General features: G+C 41.8%; 19 protein-coding genes and 1 riboswitch. Of the genes, 3 read left to right on the top strand and 16 right to left on the bottom strand.

What is annotated here, in order from left to right:
* Window positions 1–246: 246 nt before the first annotated feature.
* Window positions 247–423 (bottom strand): hypothetical protein, encoded by a 177-nt coding sequence (locus GGQ95_RS04985; protein WP_156450475.1) that lies wholly within the window; start codon window positions 421–423, stop codon window positions 247–249.
* Window positions 424–716: 293 nt separating this feature from the next.
* Here GGQ95_RS04985 and GGQ95_RS04990 point away from each other — a divergent pair, with 293 nt between their 5' ends.
* Window positions 717–1,049, top strand: coding sequence for a hypothetical protein (locus tag GGQ95_RS04990; RefSeq protein ID WP_066145691.1), 333 nt, complete (start codon window positions 717–719; stop codon window positions 1,047–1,049).
* A 292-nt stretch (window positions 1,050–1,341) separates the two neighbouring features.
* Here the strand turns inward: GGQ95_RS04990 and GGQ95_RS04995 are convergent, their stop codons facing one another.
* The 3 genes from GGQ95_RS04995 to GGQ95_RS05005 all read right to left on the bottom strand — a co-directional run bounded on the left by GGQ95_RS04995 (window position 1,342) and on the right by GGQ95_RS05005 (window position 4,479).
* The gene (locus tag GGQ95_RS04995; protein ID WP_066146524.1) at window positions 1,342–1,662 is read right to left on the bottom strand and encodes a DMT family transporter; all 321 of its coding nucleotides are present in this window, start codon (window positions 1,660–1,662) and stop codon (window positions 1,342–1,344) included.
* A 163-nt stretch (window positions 1,663–1,825) separates the two neighbouring features.
* Window positions 1,826–1,930: riboswitch (guanidine-I (ykkC/yxkD leader) on the bottom strand.
* 585 nt (window positions 1,931–2,515) lie between these two features.
* Window positions 2,516–2,977, bottom strand: coding sequence for a chemotaxis protein CheW (locus tag GGQ95_RS05000; RefSeq protein WP_183186447.1), 462 nt, complete (start codon window positions 2,975–2,977; stop codon window positions 2,516–2,518).
* A 383-nt stretch (window positions 2,978–3,360) separates the two neighbouring features.
* Complete coding sequence (locus tag GGQ95_RS05005; protein ID WP_159720113.1) at window positions 3,361–4,479, bottom strand: tripeptidase T; 1,119 nt, start codon at window positions 4,477–4,479, stop codon at window positions 3,361–3,363.
* Between the two features lie 273 nt (window positions 4,480–4,752).
* Here GGQ95_RS05005 and GGQ95_RS05010 point away from each other — a divergent pair, with 273 nt between their 5' ends.
* A complete protein-coding gene (locus GGQ95_RS05010; protein ID WP_159720114.1) occupies window positions 4,753–6,093 on the top strand; it encodes a PepSY-associated TM helix domain-containing protein in 1,341 nt (446 codons plus the stop codon).
* A gap of 220 nt (window positions 6,094–6,313) precedes the next feature.
* Here the strand turns inward: GGQ95_RS05010 and GGQ95_RS05015 are convergent, their stop codons facing one another.
* Together GGQ95_RS05015 and mce are read right to left on the bottom strand one after the other, a co-directional pair.
* Window positions 6,314–7,864 carry an acyl-CoA carboxylase subunit beta gene (locus tag GGQ95_RS05015; protein ID WP_044744440.1) on the bottom strand — a complete coding sequence of 517 codons (1,551 nt, stop codon included), beginning with the start codon at window positions 7,862–7,864 and terminating at the stop codon, window positions 6,314–6,316.
* Entirely contained in the window at window positions 7,861–8,286 is a 426-nt protein-coding gene (gene mce, locus GGQ95_RS05020) for a methylmalonyl-CoA epimerase (protein WP_044744441.1), read from the bottom strand. Before mce ends, GGQ95_RS05015 begins: the two co-directional genes overlap by 4 nt.
* Before the next feature lie 168 nt (window positions 8,287–8,454).
* On the opposite strand from mce, the gene prli42 reads away from it, so the two are divergent.
* Complete coding sequence (prli42, locus tag GGQ95_RS05025) at window positions 8,455–8,550, top strand: stressosome-associated protein Prli42 (RefSeq protein WP_149917071.1); 96 nt, start codon at window positions 8,455–8,457, stop codon at window positions 8,548–8,550.
* A 41-nt stretch (window positions 8,551–8,591) separates the two neighbouring features.
* Here prli42 and GGQ95_RS05030 read toward each other — a convergent pair whose 3' ends face one another.
* The 10 genes from GGQ95_RS05030 to GGQ95_RS05075 all read right to left on the bottom strand — a co-directional run bounded on the left by GGQ95_RS05030 (window position 8,592) and on the right by GGQ95_RS05075 (window position 16,267).
* Window positions 8,592–9,098 carry a L,D-transpeptidase gene (locus GGQ95_RS05030; RefSeq protein WP_066145703.1) on the bottom strand — a complete coding sequence of 169 codons (507 nt, stop codon included), beginning with the start codon at window positions 9,096–9,098 and terminating at the stop codon, window positions 8,592–8,594.
* Between the two features lie 61 nt (window positions 9,099–9,159).
* Complete coding sequence (locus tag GGQ95_RS05035; protein WP_066146527.1) at window positions 9,160–10,107, bottom strand: aromatic acid exporter family protein; 948 nt, start codon at window positions 10,105–10,107, stop codon at window positions 9,160–9,162.
* Between the two features lie 447 nt (window positions 10,108–10,554).
* Entirely contained in the window at window positions 10,555–11,277 is a 723-nt protein-coding gene (locus GGQ95_RS05040) for an amino acid ABC transporter ATP-binding protein (protein ID WP_080862337.1), read from the bottom strand.
* Window positions 11,270–11,929 carry an amino acid ABC transporter permease gene (locus GGQ95_RS05045; protein ID WP_044744682.1) on the bottom strand — a complete coding sequence of 220 codons (660 nt, stop codon included), beginning with the start codon at window positions 11,927–11,929 and terminating at the stop codon, window positions 11,270–11,272. Before GGQ95_RS05045 ends, GGQ95_RS05040 begins: the two co-directional genes overlap by 8 nt.
* Before the next feature lie 206 nt (window positions 11,930–12,135).
* Window positions 12,136–12,930: a transporter substrate-binding domain-containing protein gene (locus GGQ95_RS05050; RefSeq protein ID WP_066145708.1), complete on the bottom strand. Its 795-nt coding sequence runs from the start codon at window positions 12,928–12,930 to the stop codon at window positions 12,136–12,138.
* A 294-nt stretch (window positions 12,931–13,224) separates the two neighbouring features.
* Window positions 13,225–13,662, bottom strand: a complete 438-nt coding sequence (locus GGQ95_RS05055) for a BrxA/BrxB family bacilliredoxin (RefSeq protein WP_066146530.1) — start codon at window positions 13,660–13,662, stop codon at window positions 13,225–13,227.
* A gap of 118 nt (window positions 13,663–13,780) precedes the next feature.
* Complete coding sequence (locus tag GGQ95_RS05060; RefSeq protein ID WP_183186448.1) at window positions 13,781–14,323, bottom strand: hypothetical protein; 543 nt, start codon at window positions 14,321–14,323, stop codon at window positions 13,781–13,783.
* A gap of 738 nt (window positions 14,324–15,061) precedes the next feature.
* Window positions 15,062–15,307, bottom strand: a complete 246-nt coding sequence (locus GGQ95_RS05065; protein WP_066145714.1) for a hypothetical protein — start codon at window positions 15,305–15,307, stop codon at window positions 15,062–15,064.
* A 13-nt stretch (window positions 15,308–15,320) separates the two neighbouring features.
* A complete protein-coding gene (locus GGQ95_RS05070) occupies window positions 15,321–15,815 on the bottom strand; it encodes a helix-turn-helix domain-containing protein (RefSeq protein WP_183186449.1) in 495 nt (164 codons plus the stop codon).
* Window positions 15,816–16,129: 314 nt separating this feature from the next.
* Entirely contained in the window at window positions 16,130–16,267 is a 138-nt protein-coding gene (locus GGQ95_RS05075) for a hypothetical protein (protein WP_156450476.1), read from the bottom strand.
* Window positions 16,268–16,282: the final 15 nt, after the last annotated feature.

A 16,282-nucleotide genomic window follows, 5' to 3' on the forward strand; every position in this document is an offset into this window, starting at 1 on the left:
TTTCTATTTTTAATTGTTCATGAAAGAACATACCACAGTCCATTTTCTCATTCAAGTTTTGTGAATGCATTTTTTACGCTTTTATATAAAGATAACGGAAAAAGGGAACAAACGATGGCTGTAAAAATCCAAGATGGATGACTTGCCTTGTCACGAATCGAACGAACCCTGATCATTGAACCAAGTGATGAATCTATGCCTAATAGGAAAAGAGCCCGAATTTTGGGCTCTTTTTCTTTACCGTTTTTAGTATCCTCTATATGGATAGTGCGGATAAGAAGGATAATACGGATAATGATGATGGTGGTACGGATAATGTGGATAATACGGATAATGGTGTCCATGCGGATAGTGCGGGTAATATCCTCCTCCATATCCTGGATATGATCCATATGGCCATTGTTGTCTTTCATCCATAATCATAATAAAATTCCTCCTCATGTCATTTCCATTATTTTTTTGCCATGTCGCTATATAGGATATGTGCGGAGGAAAAAAATGTATAGGCAAAAACCCATACCCATGTTTTCTTTCTCTTATCCCATTCTCCATCCACACCATATAGCGAACGGCTCGAATCGTGACAGGTTGCACTCTGCATTTTGAACAATCTCTCCGATCGTCTACTACAAGTTTCCGTATATAAAAACTAGTCTAATATTCTCATAGCTTGTCTATAATAGTAACAAAACGGAAAAAAGGAGGCGCTCGCAATCATGATGCTTTATGACCTTCACAACAAGCTATATTATCAAGCAATCAATACTTCCAAACCGAAAATGGCCATGTCTCAACAAGGAAGATCATGGGGATATGTCATCAAGAGGCTAAACGGAGAACAAACAAAATTTTGGATTGATTTCACTCGCGGGCGTTTTATGTACTTTGAATACCAAGGAAAATGGTATCGTGTACAATATTTGCAATCCAACTATAAAAAGAACGCTCATGATGTGTGCCAAGGGTTAATGATCGATTTAATTATCGACGGCAAAGAATTAAAGCTCATCAAAGGAAATATTAAAAAAATGCCCCTTTTAGCAATGTAAATCGAAGGGATCATCCTTTAAATTTCTTTATGATGTTACATGCTTGACAGTCACATTACTTCAAAGAGGGGACTATCCGTTTCCCATCTACACTTCGTTAAAGGAAGGGAGGCTTCTCGATGGATGGGTTAACATTAGAACGAATGGTGCCTATGAAACTCTGCGGTCAGAAGAGTCTCGTGATTCACCTTTTCGTCACGTGGATACGTGACGAAAAGGTCCTTCGAAAAACAACATAAGCTCCGTAGAAAAAACGAAGTTTGATGATAAGTAAACATAAACGCCATACTTCTTAATGTCCAGATGTAAATTTCAGACCAATAAGTCCAACCAAAAGTAACAGCAAAAAAACCACTCTTAAAATTGTAACTGGTTCATTAAAAAACAAGATGCCGGCTATCACCGTTCCTGCCGCTCCAATTCCAGTCCATATTGCATAGGCCGTGCCAATCGGCAACATTTTGATTCCAAGCGACAAAAAATAAAAGCTGACAAGCATTCCAGCAATGGTGATGATAGATGGAATCATCCTCGTAAACCCAAATGTATATTTTAAAGCGATCGCCCACACAATTTCAAATAGGCCAGCAATGATTAAATATATCCACGCCATCATCTAAATCCTCCTTCTGTTTATATCAATACAACTTAAAAATCTGTAAAAACCTACGTTTCAGCCTTCGGAATACAAATGTCCATGTGCCAAGCTGCAGCTCTATATGGTTTAGTAAGAAAAAAATAAAAAGCCTCGAAAGAAATATCTCTCTACAAGACATTCCTCCCGGGCTTTTATCCCTCCGTGTACACAAGCGTGGCTTGTGCGTTTTCTCTCGGTCACAGTCTGGCTGCTAAGCAACCACGGAACCCTAGAAAACTTTTTATATTTTATATTTCGTGTTATATTTCGTGAACTTTCCCTTCACCTACGCTTCGCTTAGAGGTGGAGGCTTCAAACGCCTTGTGCATGTTCGCTGAACGGTAAGCCACACACAAGGAACCTTTATGGCTTTCCTTCGTTCCGAAGAGGTCTGTTTGAACGATAGAGGATCCTATCTGTTGGCAATCCCTCTCCCACTTTCATTGGCGCTGGCACGCCTTCATGTTTAGAAGTGGGAAACTGCTTTTGGAGTAAGGTTAAAAACATTCTACGTGATTCTAGCACACAGCGAGAAATTTGTCCAACCAAAAGCGTGTCACTTACATTGGCCAGCCATCTGAATGCGTGCTCTTCACTATTATAGATGCAGTTAGAAGACTGAGCTTATTGAAAGCAGCATTCCATTTTTTTGACGATCAGAAGCAAGTTCGGTGACTTGCCTTTGTCACGCCAAAGCACCATTTTCACCTTTCCAATAGTGACAAAATCGTTTATCATGGACGTCTATATGACAAAAAACAAGTTGAAATTTCTCGAAATGCATTGCCGCTGATAATTCAATAAGCACATCAATCCAGTCGCGCTATTTTCATGATTGATTCTCTTTTATGCGCTCCTTAATCACCTGCATTCCTTCTAGACTCTCAAACAGGCGGTTGGCATCAATAAGAGTGATCAATCGCTCCGGCAAATTGGCCACTCCAAGAAAATAAGGTGTTTGCCGGTAGGCGAGCATATTTAACTTCTTTATTGCTTCGCTAGGAATATCAAGGATTTCTTTCGCATCGTCGGCAATAAACGCCACGACCAAATCTTCCGTCTGGACAACAATCAATCTTGTTTTCTCCGTTTGGATGTATGAATGACGATATAAAATTTTCACCATATCAAGCACCGGCACTAATTCACCGCGAATGCGCACAACCCCAAGCATATAATCAGGCATTTGCGGAATCACGGTTGGTGCCGCCATCTTTTCGATGGAAACGACTTGCTCGATCGGAATCGCATATTGCTCGTTCCCGAGCTGAAATACAACTACTTTATTCATCTTCCATTCTCTCCCCAACAAACACTATATATTCATCATACTCCAGCCTCTGCTGAATATCAAAATTTTCTATCTAAGTCTTTGTTGTTTATTCTCATATGCTCTAACTGCTGTTCGCAAAATCAATATAAGCTGAAAATGGATAGCAGAAATGCTCGCTCGCTTGTATTCTTCATCTGTGTGCTTTCCTCTAGCCGCAACTCTTATCCAAATTTAACTGCATTCGTTCAATAAACGAGGCAAAAGGCATTTGGTCACTTTACTATCCTAATATAACTACCGCATAAATGAAACGGAAAAATTAGTGGTAAACCCAATCATAATCCCATGTAACATAAAAGGGTGCCTTAAATCCAACTGTCTTTTAAGACACCCCGTCTTTCTTATTTCGCTACTTCTTCGATAATCGCAATGACCATTTCCGCCGTTTTTACAAGCTCTTCAATTGGCATCTTCTCATTTGTGGTGTGAATATCTTCATATCCTACAGCTAAGTTCACGGTTGGAATGCCGAAGCCAGCAATTACATTGGCATCACTGCCTCCTCCGCTGTGCAAAAGCTCGCACGAACGACCAATTTTAGCGGCAGCACGTTTCGCTATTTCTACCACATGATCCCCGTCGCCGAACTTGAAGCCCGGATACATGACTTCTACTTGGACATGTGCACGTCCTCCCATTTCCTCTGCTACCCGTTCAAACGCCTCTTTCATCTTCGCTACTTGTGCTTCCATTTTTTCTGGCACGAGCGAGCGCGCTTCTGCTAAAATATTAACGCGATCGCAGACGATATTCGTTTGTGTTCCGCCTTCAAAGCGGCCAATATTCGCTGTCGTTTCTTCATCAATGCGGCCAAGCGGCATTTGGGCAATTGCCTTCGATGCGATGGTGATTGCCGATACCCCGCGCTCAGGTGCCACCCCCGCATGCGCTGTTTTCCCATGAATCACCACTTTTAATTTTGCCTGTGTCGGCGCAGCAACCACGATATTTCCTACTTTTCCGTCGCTGTCCAATGCATAGCCGAATTTAGCCGTAATCAGAGATGGATCAAGGGCTTTCGCGCCAACAAGACCAGATTCCTCACCAACCGTAATAATAAATTGAATGGTTCCGTGTGCCATATTTTGCTCTTTAAGGACACGGATCGCTTCAAACATTGCCGCAAGCCCTGCTTTATCGTCGGCGCCTAAAATGGTCGTGCCGTCTGTTACAACATAGCCATCCTGAATCGAAGGCTTCACTCCTTTTCCCGGAACGACGGTATCCATGTGGGATGTAAAGTAAATAGGGTCAATTCCTTCTTTTGTGGCTTCAAGCGTGCAAATTAAATTTCCTGCCCCATGTCCTGTTTGACCTGTCGTATCATCTTCGATCACATGAAGTCCAAGCGCTTCAAATTTTTGTTTTAATACTTTGGCGATTTCTCCTTCATATTTTGTCTCTGAATCAATTTGAACAAGCTCTAAAAACTCATCCACTAAACGTTGTTCATTAATCATCTAACAAGCCCCCTGCACTAGTATGTAAAAATCATTATTATAGAAAAATTATACACCATTGTTTCATCAATGTCATATAATCGTCACATCCTTTCTATTATGCCCACTTCAAACGATAAACCGCTCTCCCAGCTATACGTCGTTTCAAAGTGAGCGGCTTCTCAATAGGCATATTAAAACTTCATAGAAGCTTCACTTTTTTATCACAACTAGCTGTTATGCTTCCACTGGCCAATAAATTTTTCATATCATGCTGAAAAGGAGATTCATATCATGAAAACCTTCTTGTCACCAAAAGATGTATACAAATCCATATGGCGCTGGCATTTTTATGCGGGAATGATCTTTGCGCCACTTCTCATCCTTTTGGCTATTACAGGGGCCATTTACTTGTTTAAACCACAAATAGAATCCGTTTTATATAAAAATTACTATTACATCCCAAAAGAAACTCAGGAGCTGACACCAAGCGAATTAATCGCAAATGTCAAACACCGATATCCGAGCGCCACCATTACACGCTACAAACCAAGTGATGCGGCAAACCGTTCCACAGAAGTGGGGATCGTTTGGAACAACAAAGCCTATACCGTTTTTATCAATCCGTATAACGGGAGCATTTTAGGGAAGCTAGCAGATGAATCCAGGCTGATGAATATCGTGGTCAAGCTTCACGGGGAGATCATGGCTGGTACCATCGGAGATCGTTTAGTTGAATTGGCTGCATGCTGGGCTATTATTCTATTAGTCACCGGCCTCTATTTATGGTGGCCTCGTAACCGTTCTTTATATGGAATAATCAAAATTCGCCTGCATGCCGGAAAACGCGCAATGTGGAAAGATTTCCACTCCATCGTAGCGATTTGGCTTTCTGCCTTCATTTTATTGCTCATCATAACAGGATTGCCTTGGGCTGGGTTTATGGGAGACAAAATTAACCGCATAGCAACAGCTACACAATCTGGATATCCTTCTGGTTTATGGGATGGTAACATTCCAGAATCCTCCATACCGACGAAATCAGTAGCCAAAGTGCCTTGGGCAGCTGAAAATATGCCCGTTCCGCAATCCCAAGAAAATGGACCGGCGGCACTTCCTGTTGAAAAAATCATTGAAATTGCCAAAGAGAGAAATGTACATCCTGGATTTGAAGTGAATTTTCCGGAAGGAGAAAAAGGCGTATATACGGTTTCGGTATTCCCCACACTTCCGCAGGATCAAGCCACATTGCATATCGACCAATACAGCGGAAAGGTGCTAGCAGATTTACGGTTCAAAGATTATGGATGGATGGCTAAATGGATTGAAATTGGCATTGCTCTTCATGAGGGACGCTACTTTGGGTTATTTAATCAAATATTAGGACTGATTGCCTGTCTTGGGCTCATCTTCATTGCTTATAGCGGTGTAGTCATGTGGTGGAAGCGCCGGCCGCAAGGAAAATTAGGAACGCCTCCGGCACCGCAAAATAAAAAAGCCATGCGCGTAGTAACAGCGCTCATCGTGATCCTCGGAATTGCGATGCCTTTGGTTGCTCTTTCCTTAGCAGCCGCTCTTATTTTTGATTGGTTGATCATTCGACGCATTCCAAAATTACACGCTTGGTTTTCATAAGAAAGGGCGAACAGGCTGCAGCCTGTTCGCCCAAACTATTGACAAACGCTTTCATCCCCTGTCATTAGCCGCGCTCGTTCGCTCATCAACGTTTTTATTTGATTTGTGTCTTCGCTCGTCTATGTTCCTTTTCCGTTCTAGTCCGATATGGAAAATAACAGGAGACAAAGCCTAAATGGACTTTGTCTCCTCTCTGAGCGACCGCTCAGTGTTACACAAATTATAATGGAATGTTTCCGTGTTTTTTCTGCGGACGCTCCTCCTGCTTATGACGGAGCATGTCGAGTGCTTGAATCAGCTTCACTCTTGTATCGCGTGGATCAATCACATCATCCACCATTCCGTATTTGGCGGCGACATATGGATTTGCGAATTTATTGCGATACTCCTCAATTTTTTGTGCTCGCGTTTCTTCTGGATTTGCGCTTTTCTCAATTTCGCCGGCGAAGATGATATTAGCGGCTCCTTGAGGCCCCATGACAGCAATTTCTGCGTTCGGCCAAGCGTATACAACATCCGCTCCAATCGCTTTGCTATTTAGTGCCACGTACGCGCCGCCGTACGCTTTGCGCAAAATGACAGTGATTTTTGGAACCGTCGCTTCAGAGTAGGCGTATAAAATTTTCGCTCCGTGACGAATGATGCCGCCATGCTCCTGTTTAACCCCCGGAAAGAAGCCGGTCACATCTTCAAATGTAATAATTGGGATATTGAATGAATCACAAAAACGAATAAAGCGGGAGGCTTTATCAGACGAATCGATATCAAGACCGCCGGCCATAAATTTCGGCTGGTTGCACACAAGCCCAACCACTTCTCCTTTAATGCGAGCAAAACCAACGACAATATTTTTAGCAAAGTCTTTATGCACTTCCATAAATGATCCTTCATCGACGACCTGAAGCACCACATTGCGCACATCGTACGGACGTACCGCATCCACTGGAATCGCGTCAGCTAAGTCTGGCCGATCATCATCATCGTCTGGGACAGAGCTAGCCGGCGGTTTTTCTTGACAATTTTGCGGAAGATAGCTTAACAGCCGACGCACTTCCTCTAGCACTTCTTCCTCCGATTTTCCAGAAAAATGCGCATTACCGCTGATTGTGTTATGTACACGGGCTCCTCCCAAATCCTCAGCGCTGATTTTTTCGCCCGTCACTGTTTCAATGACTTTTGGGCCAGTGATAAACATCTGACTCGTTTTTTCCACCATGAAAACAAAGTCTGTAATCGCCGGCGAATAAACGGCACCGCCCGCACAAGGTCCCATAATCACAGAAATTTGCGGAATCACTCCAGAGTAAATGGCATTTCGGTAAAAAATATGCCCATATCCATCAAGTGATAAAACGCCTTCTTGAATGCGAGCGCCTCCTGAATCATTTAGTCCGATGACGGGCGCTCCTGTTTTCGCCGCCAAATCCATAATATTCGTGATTTTTTTGGCATGCATTTCTCCCAGCGCACCGCCAAAAACTGTAAAATCTTGCGAAAAGACGAATACGGTTCTTCCATTCATTTTCCCATATCCAGTCACAACGCCATCCCCAGGTCCTTTTTTTCCTTCAAGGCCAAAATCGGTACAGCGATGCTCCATAAATGGATTTAATTCGACAAACGTCCCCTCGTCTAAAAGTAAATCAATGCGCTCGCGGGCAGTAAGCTTTCCTTTTGCATGCTGCTTCTCAATTTTATCATCCCCGCCGCCCAATTCAATTTCTCGGCGTCGGTCATAGAGCTCATTAATTTTGTCATACATGTCTGTCATTCTTGATGACCTCCCGCATTTGTTTTTTCACAAAGCTCGTATAACACGCCGTGGGCCGATTTCGGATGCATAAATGCCACAAGCGCTCCCCCAGCCCCGGTTTTCGGTTTATCTTGAATCATGCGAATTCCCTTTGTTTTTAATTCGTCAATACGAGCTTGAATGTCATCGACACCGAGCGCAATGTGATGAATTCCTTCTCCCCGCTTTTCAATAAATGCGGCAACAGCGCTATCCGGGGCCGTCGGTTCTAATAGTTCAATCTTTGCTTCTCCCAGCTTTAAAAACGCTACTTTTACCTTTTCCGATTCGACTTCCTCGATTCCAACCAGCGGCAGTTGCAGCGTATCGACATAAAATGGCAGCGCTTTCTCAATCGACGAAACCGCAATGCCGATATGGTCGATTTTCTTTACGTTCATCCGTCTAATCCCCTTTGCTGTGAATATTCATAAACATTATTTATATTCGACCTTTCGACAAAAAATCCTGCTAACACGTTTTAGAGCGACCTATTTTTTTGCTTGTTCACGATTTAAAATGGCGGTACAATGATAAATGGCAATATGTTTAGATAGGGAGGAAATCTCATGTCCCGCAAAAAAACGCAAAAAATTGTCGTATACTTAATGCTTATTACCATGCTGTTAACAACTATTTTAGCAGGCGTTGGTATGTGGTTTTAATAAGAGAGGCGACTTTTCCATCAAAGTCGCCCGTCTTTCTTTTATCGCATCGCTCCCTGCTGTCTAGCTAGCACGGCAAATGATTCATTGCTACGAACAATGAACACCTTGGTTCCTTCTGGAATTTTTTCATATAGCGTTTCCACATCCCGATTGTGCATGCGCACACACCCTTGCGTAATATAACGGCCAATCGATTGTGAATTGTTTGTGCCGTGGATTCCATAGATTCGTCCATCGGTTCCTTTTGCATCAAAGCCGATCCATCTTGTTCCAAGCGGGTTGCTTGGAGCACCTCCGGGAATACTCTTCTTTCGGTAATATGGATTTTTCGCTTTTACCTTCACTGTAAACAGCCCTTCAGGTGTTAAAGCTGTTGTGACACCTGTTGCCACAGGATAAACCGCCTCAATTCTTCCTCCTCGAATAAAAGCAAGCTGATTCGTCGCCTTGTTAATAATAATAAAAGGCTGGGTGGCTGATGATGCTGATGATGTCGTCGGCCACAGCAATGAGCATGATAGCATAATCGCCATAAGTAGCCGCATATAATTTCACCCTTTGCTTTTTCTTATATTTTGAAGCAAAAAGGAAAACCCCATTCATGATTTATTTGTCAGGATGAAACTGGCTTTTAATGATTAAATATTGCTCCAATTCCTTCACTAGGTGAAGCAATGCCGCTCGCTCTTCAAACTCTTCGCGCGTTTTCGGAAGCTCCATTGCCTCAAATTGCTTTTTCATATCATGAAGCTTTTGCAAAAAACGATCAGCTGTATTGCCTGGATGAATGGCATCGCTCAGCTCATCAATAAAATCAGCAACGACTTTTCGCTGCTCCACTGTATATGTAAGCGACGTCACAAGCGGAAGCACCCGCTCGATAATTTCAAACTGTTTTTCCCGCATTCGAAAATAGTGATAATATCCTGTTTCATTCCTTAAGAAATGGTTTTGGAGATTGTGCAAAGCCGCTATTTTCGCTTCCTGTAAAATATCTGCTGCCAGCATAAGCTCTTTCCCGTCCCAGCTGCTCTCGTTCGTCCGCAAATACTTCACAACTTCCTTCAAAATAATGCGAAATAAGTCTTCAATGATGCGCTGGTACTCCTTCAATTTCTTCTCGATGCTAGGCATATACATATTGACAATAAGAGCCACGCCAATTCCGATCACAACCAACAGTACCTCATTGATGACAATTTGCACGGTAAATTGTTTAGCCGCATAAAAATGAAGAATGATAACAGAGCTTGTCGCAATCCCTTCCGTGATCTTCAGCCTAACCGTCGCCGGAATAAAAAAGAGCAGCAGCAATCCAATCGAGACAGGATGATAAGCAATTCCTTTAAAAAAAATAAAGGAAAACACGATAGCTACCATGCAAGCAGCAAAGCGGGCCCACGCGGTTTGCAGCGATTTCTTTTTCGTCACCTGAATGCATAAAAGTGTAATAATTCCGGCTGATACAAAGTTATGCAATCCAAAATACTGAGCTAAACTAATAGAAGCGGTTGTGCCGATCGCTGTTTTAATGGTGCGATATCCTATTTTCAGCCTATACACCCCCTGTGAATGTCATGATGCTAACCACTTCATCATATAGAAGCTTGAGGCATTAACATCTGTTCTCGCATGCGCAAGCGCTGATCTGATTTCGCTGGTCAGGTAGACGAAAAGGCAGATCCCTGAACTCTTCCGACGGTGGATTTCCGTTCATTCCATCTTTGCATTGCTATACAAACACAATTGTTGATGAGCCATTATTTTACTAAAAAGATGGAATGATTGAGCTAGACACAAGCAGTGTCAATTGGTTTCTATTAGATAATCAATACACCTGATATACAAATTTTCTCGAATCATTCTCTATCCAACATCACCAACTCCGATTCAAAAAGAAAGGGATATTTGCAAACGGAATGCTCTCGGCTCGTTTTCTTCATCATCCATACTCATTCTATCTGCAAAAAAATAAAAAGATGATCGGCGATCACCTTTTTATTATAGCACCTTTTCGAGAAATTCTTGAGCCCTCTTGCTTTTTGGCGAGGCAAAAAACTCATTTGGCGGTGCATCCTCAATAAGCTGGCCGCCGTCTAAAAAAAGCACGCGGTCAGCCACTTCGCGGGCAAAACCCATTTCATGCGTCACAACGGCCATCGTCATGCCGGTATAAGCAAGCGACTTCATCACCTCAAGTACTTCTTTCACCATCTCTGGATCAAGTGCTGAGGTCGGTTCATCAAATAACATGATTTCAGGCGACATCGCAAGCGCCCGAGCAATGGCCACACGCTGTTTTTGCCCTCCAGATAAACGACTGGGGTACTCATTTGCCTTGGACACTAAGCCTACCTTCCCAAGCAGCTCCATTCCTTGGGTCTCTGCATCGCTTTTTGACATCCCTTTTACCTTGATTGGAGCATATGTTACGTTCTCTAAGACCGTCATGTGAGGAAACAGATGAAAATGCTGAAAAACCATCCCGATTTTTTCCCGCACTTTCATCATATCTGTTTGACGATTCGTAATTTCTTGCGATCCGATCCAAATTTGTCCGCGTGTCGGCTGTTCCAGCAAATTTAAACAACGCAAAAACGTGGATTTTCCAGAGCCGGATGGTCCGATAATGGCTACTACTTCTCCTTGTTCGATCTTTACTGTAATTCCCTTTAATACGTCCAACTTGCCAAATGATTTATGAAGGTCTACGACTTTAATCACTTTTTCTCATTCTCCCCTCGATCACTTTGCCAAGCATTGTGAGAATCATCACTAAAATGTAATAAATTATTCCCGCAATCAGCAACGGTTCAAAAAACGCATATTTGTCTCCCCCAACGATATAGGCGCGCCGCATAATATCCATCGCACCAATGACCGTTACAACTGCCGATTCTTTTGTCAATGTAATAAACTCGTTCATTAACGCCGGCAAAATATGTTTAAACGCTTGAGGCAAAATGATATTTCGCATCATTAGGGGATAGGGAACGCCCAATGCCATTGCCGCCTCTCTCTGGCCGCTATCAACCGCTAAAATGCCGGCGCGAATGATTTCAGAAATATAAGCAGCAGAGTTTAAGCCAAAAGCAATCACGGCGGCCGGAAAGGCTTCAATTTCAAAGCCGATCATTTGCGGCATGCCAAAATAAATAATCATCAGCTGCAATACAAGCGGCGTGCCGCGAAAAATGGAAGTATAAAGATCTGCCAGCCACGTTAACAGCTTGATTCTGCCGATTTTAAATAAAGCTAAAACAATTCCGAAAGCAAACCCCAACAATGCTGCCGATGCCACAATTTTTAACGTTACCCCTATCCCTTGTAAAATAAAAGGGATTGTCGGGATAAACTGAGAGAAATTTAAGCTCACACTCAAACCCGTCCTTCCTTATATATCATCAACCGTAAAAAAACGAGGCTTGCCCGTAAGCAGCGCTTGGCCTCGTTTGCTGTTTCGATTTTATCCAATCCGCTCCATTCGTTCCGATCACTGGCTTTCTTGCCGTTCTGATTTCGCCGGCCCATGTGTTTCATCTGCGTTCTTCAAACTAAATACCGATTCAACACGAAATTTAGTTACTGCTGATCAAACCATTTTTTAATAAGCTTGTCTACTTCTCCGTTCTTCATTTTTTCTTGTAATACTTGATTAAATTTGTCTGTTAGCTTGCTTCCTTTTGGGAAAGCAATGGCTGAGCCAGCTTCTTGCTCACTCGTCTGCATGGTCGTTCCCATTAACTTGCCACCGCTGTTCTTTATATACCCTTTGGCGACGGTATTTTCGATAATCGCCGCATCGAAACGCCCAGCTTGTATTTCTTGAATTAACTCTGGTATGCGATTGCGACTTTCAAGCTTCATATCAATGGTTTTTGCAAGTTTTTTCGCCTCTCCCTCTTGAATGGAGGCTGTTTGCACTCCAACCGTTTTTCCTTTTAAGTCCTCCATTGTCTTTAACCCATTTTCTTTTTTTGTAACAATCATATTTTTCGCTACATAATACACATCAGAAAAGTCGACACTTTTTTTCCGCTCCGGCGTAGGGGTCATACTCGCTAAAACGAAATCAACCTTACCCGATTGCAAAGCTGGAATCAAGCCATTGAAATCCATGTCAACCACTTGGACTTCATATCCAAGCTCTTTGGCGATCATATTTGCTAAATCAATATCAAAACCAATGACCTCGTCCCCTTTCGCTGTATCCATATACTCAAAAGGTGCATAATCAGCAGAGGTGCCTAGTTTCAATATTTTTTTATTTGACTCGCTTTGTTTTTCTGCAGATGATCCGGATGCCCCGCAGCCAGAAAGCAAACTAATGAACAGAATACAAAATAATAGCGACAAAAGTCCTCTCCATTTTTTCATGATCTTTGCTCCTTCTCTTCCCATTCAAAAAGTATTATATTTATATACTTTCATAACAACCATATTTAGAAATTGTCTAATGACAGACGTCTCCCATCTTCAACTGCAGTTCATGATTTTTTGTAATAAGACTAGTCTTTCTTAAGTTATTAAAACAATTTGTATCATAACATCGTTTTCATAAATATGCAATCTGTTTTCATAAATATAAAATTATTTTTATATTTAAAAAATATTCAACTGTCAAAAAAAGATCTGCCCGTTTTAAACGAGCAGATCTGGTTATAAGCTTCTTTATACTTCATCACAATGCTGTTCAAAGGCCGCTTGCAGCTTCTGAACAACGGCAATTGGTTCATGTCCTTCAATTTCATGGCGTTCAATCATTGTGCAAATCTTCCCATCCTTTAATAAAGCAAATGATGGAGAAGATGGCGGATAGCCAACAAAATATTCACGCGCTCTCGCCGTCGCTTCCTTATCTTGACCAGCAAACACAGTCACGAGATGATCTGGGCGTTTATCATAGTGAACAGCATGCGCCGCGGCTGGACGAGCAATTCCTCCCGCGCAGCCGCACACAGAGTTCACCATGACAAGCGTTGTTCCCTTCCGGCTAAATGCTTCATCTACCTCCTGTGGCGTGCGCAACTCTTCATATCCTGCTTCCACTATTTCTTTACGTGCTTGTTGGACAATGTCATTCATAAAAAACTGAAAGTTAAATTCCATATCACTCGCTCCTTCTTTCTTTTTTTTATCATACCAATAAGAGGAGCGATGTTTCAATTTATATGACATCGTGCATTTTTTTAATTGCAAACAGGCCTGCCTTCAAATGTCATTGAATTTAGTACGATTTGATTTTTGTTTCCAATTGTCTGAGGGTTAACTGGTTCAACTCTGAAAAACCGTCTTCCAACGAAATGATTTTTCCTTCATAAACAGGATAAACTCCTTGCCATCCCCCGGCAATGGTATAAAATTCTGTTCCTTCAACAGGTTTTAAAAAACAAACATACCGCCCTTCCGCCATAGGCCCTGGGTAAACCTTGTTAATTGGATTTAAAGGGGCAGGAAGTGGCTCAACTCCGGTGGATAACACGTTGATGATTTTACCATTCGTCCCCTTTATATATTGGTCTACATGAAATCGTTGGACAAAATTGACAAGCCGTCCACTTTGCACTGATTTGTCTAGTGATCGTTTCTGATGTGAAGTATCAAACCAGCCATACGCAATGAACGTTGAACGATTTACTAACCCCTTCAACGTTTCGGCACGTTTGATATGGACTGCTTGCTTTGGAATGCTATCAGAATAAGCCTCAGCAGGGAAATGAAACATAAACAGCAAGCCTATACAGATGAATAGCTTAGACCATCCTCTCATTTCATCACCTCATCATACACACTTCGTTAGCTGTTACTATTGTTCAACAATCTTCCTTTTTTTATGTGATCATTTAACATTCTTCAGTCGAGAAGTCTCCCACTTCTAAATCTTGCGAAGCTTGATGAAAGTGGGAGATGAATCGACTTCGGACAAGGACAGGCTTTTGCCTGTTCAATTGTCTGACCCTGTGGTAAAATAAACCTATGTCGTTCTTTCATAACTGGATATAGGAGGTTGCATGGAGAAAATAAAATGCGAAAACCAAGCGGATCCTTCCATGCGTAAAATATCCAAGGTACAAAAGAACTCCGAATTGTCGGACATCTAGGGTTGGAACGACCCGAAGTCACGCTCAGGGAGACGAAAGGCGGCTTTCGTCGTGGAACTGAGAAGCTCCCACTTCAAGCTTTAGCTAAGTGGTGAGTAGTTCACTAACAGAAAGAATGAAAAGAACTATATGAAAAACGTAAGAATGAATAAAAATAAAAATCCTCGCCTTCTGCCAAGTACAAAAAAGAATGTTCCATGGCTTAAGGAAGCCGACCGTTTAGCGCTGGCCAATGCTCTGCAGAACAAATGATAAATAAAAATAACGGCAATCGCTTTGATATACAAAAGCATTGCCGTCAAGGTTTTCGCTTATCAATGTCTCATGCTGTTTTACGTTAGAACATTTATTTAACACCATGCACCGAGAAGTCTCCCACCTCTACACGAAGGAAAGGTGGGAGAGGTTCATAGTGTAATTTTAATCTTAAAACCATCACTGCTTGATACATCAAGAAGAACAAGTTTTCTAAATGACATTTTCGCATTGATCAACTCTTTTCTTAAGACTTTTAAATATTCTTCTTTGATGGGAACATTCGAATACTTTTTAATACAACTCGCTATGATTCGGATGGTCACATCATTTAACACCACCTTCATGGGTAAAGGAAGGATAAGACGATGTCCGTTTGCCTCAATTCTAATCTTCATAACAGACCTCCGATCATTCAATTACAACTTCAACGTTATCGCCATTAGCACTCTTAACCTCCACTATCTTACCTATCACTCCGCTTTCCGCCATTAGTAATATCGCTTGTAAATCAATGTTTTTCAAAGCATCATGGCATGAAATCTGTGGTAATTGCATTCCGATTTCCAAAGCAGCTTTTATCAATCCAAGTGGCACATTCACTTTTACAATATCCCCCTGTTCACTATGAACAAATACCTTTAAAAGCATTTTGTTGAAATCTTTGCGTTCTTCTTCTGAAACGACTTGAACAACTTTAGATTTTCCACCCCTTAGAAGTTCATCTACTGTGACATGAAAATAATCCGCGAGTTGAGGAAGTAAAGTAATATCTGGGCATGACAAGTCATTTTCCCATTTACTTACTGCTTGAGAAGAGACTCCGATGTATTCTGCAAGTTGGTCCTGTGTCATTCCCTTTTTCTTTCTGAATTCTCCAATTCTTGAACCTAATGTATTAGCCATTTTCGATACCTACCTTTTGTTACGAAGTTGAAATAAATGTTAATTATACTGAACTTTATACATATTATTGCATTTAATAGGTATCGATTGAATAGAGAAATCGTTGAATTTTATCATCTATAAGTTGATTTTCAATCTACCGTTAGTTGTTTTTGTTACATATTGTAATAATAAATATCCTTGCCCTTTTCCAGACCGCTTCATCATCTAAGTCTCCTCAAAACGAGCTTCCGTCGTACGTGAACGAACAATCATATGTGTCCCGCATTGATTCGAAAGAAGTTCACCGTTTTGATCTTTTCTTGCCTACGTTTTCACTTGAGAGAACTAGGAATCCATAATGGCGCGGCAACAGCTTGATCACTTATTTCTCCTTTTTCGTACAAACGAACGGAACAGCTTGTAGCTTGAACTCCTCTGTATACAATTGAAATGTTGGTTTTTTTCGCCATAAAAAATCCCCTTCA

This window comes from Anoxybacteroides rupiense, assembly GCF_014196195.1.
GTDB lineage: Bacteria > Bacillota > Bacilli > Bacillales > Anoxybacillaceae > Anoxybacteroides > Anoxybacteroides rupiense.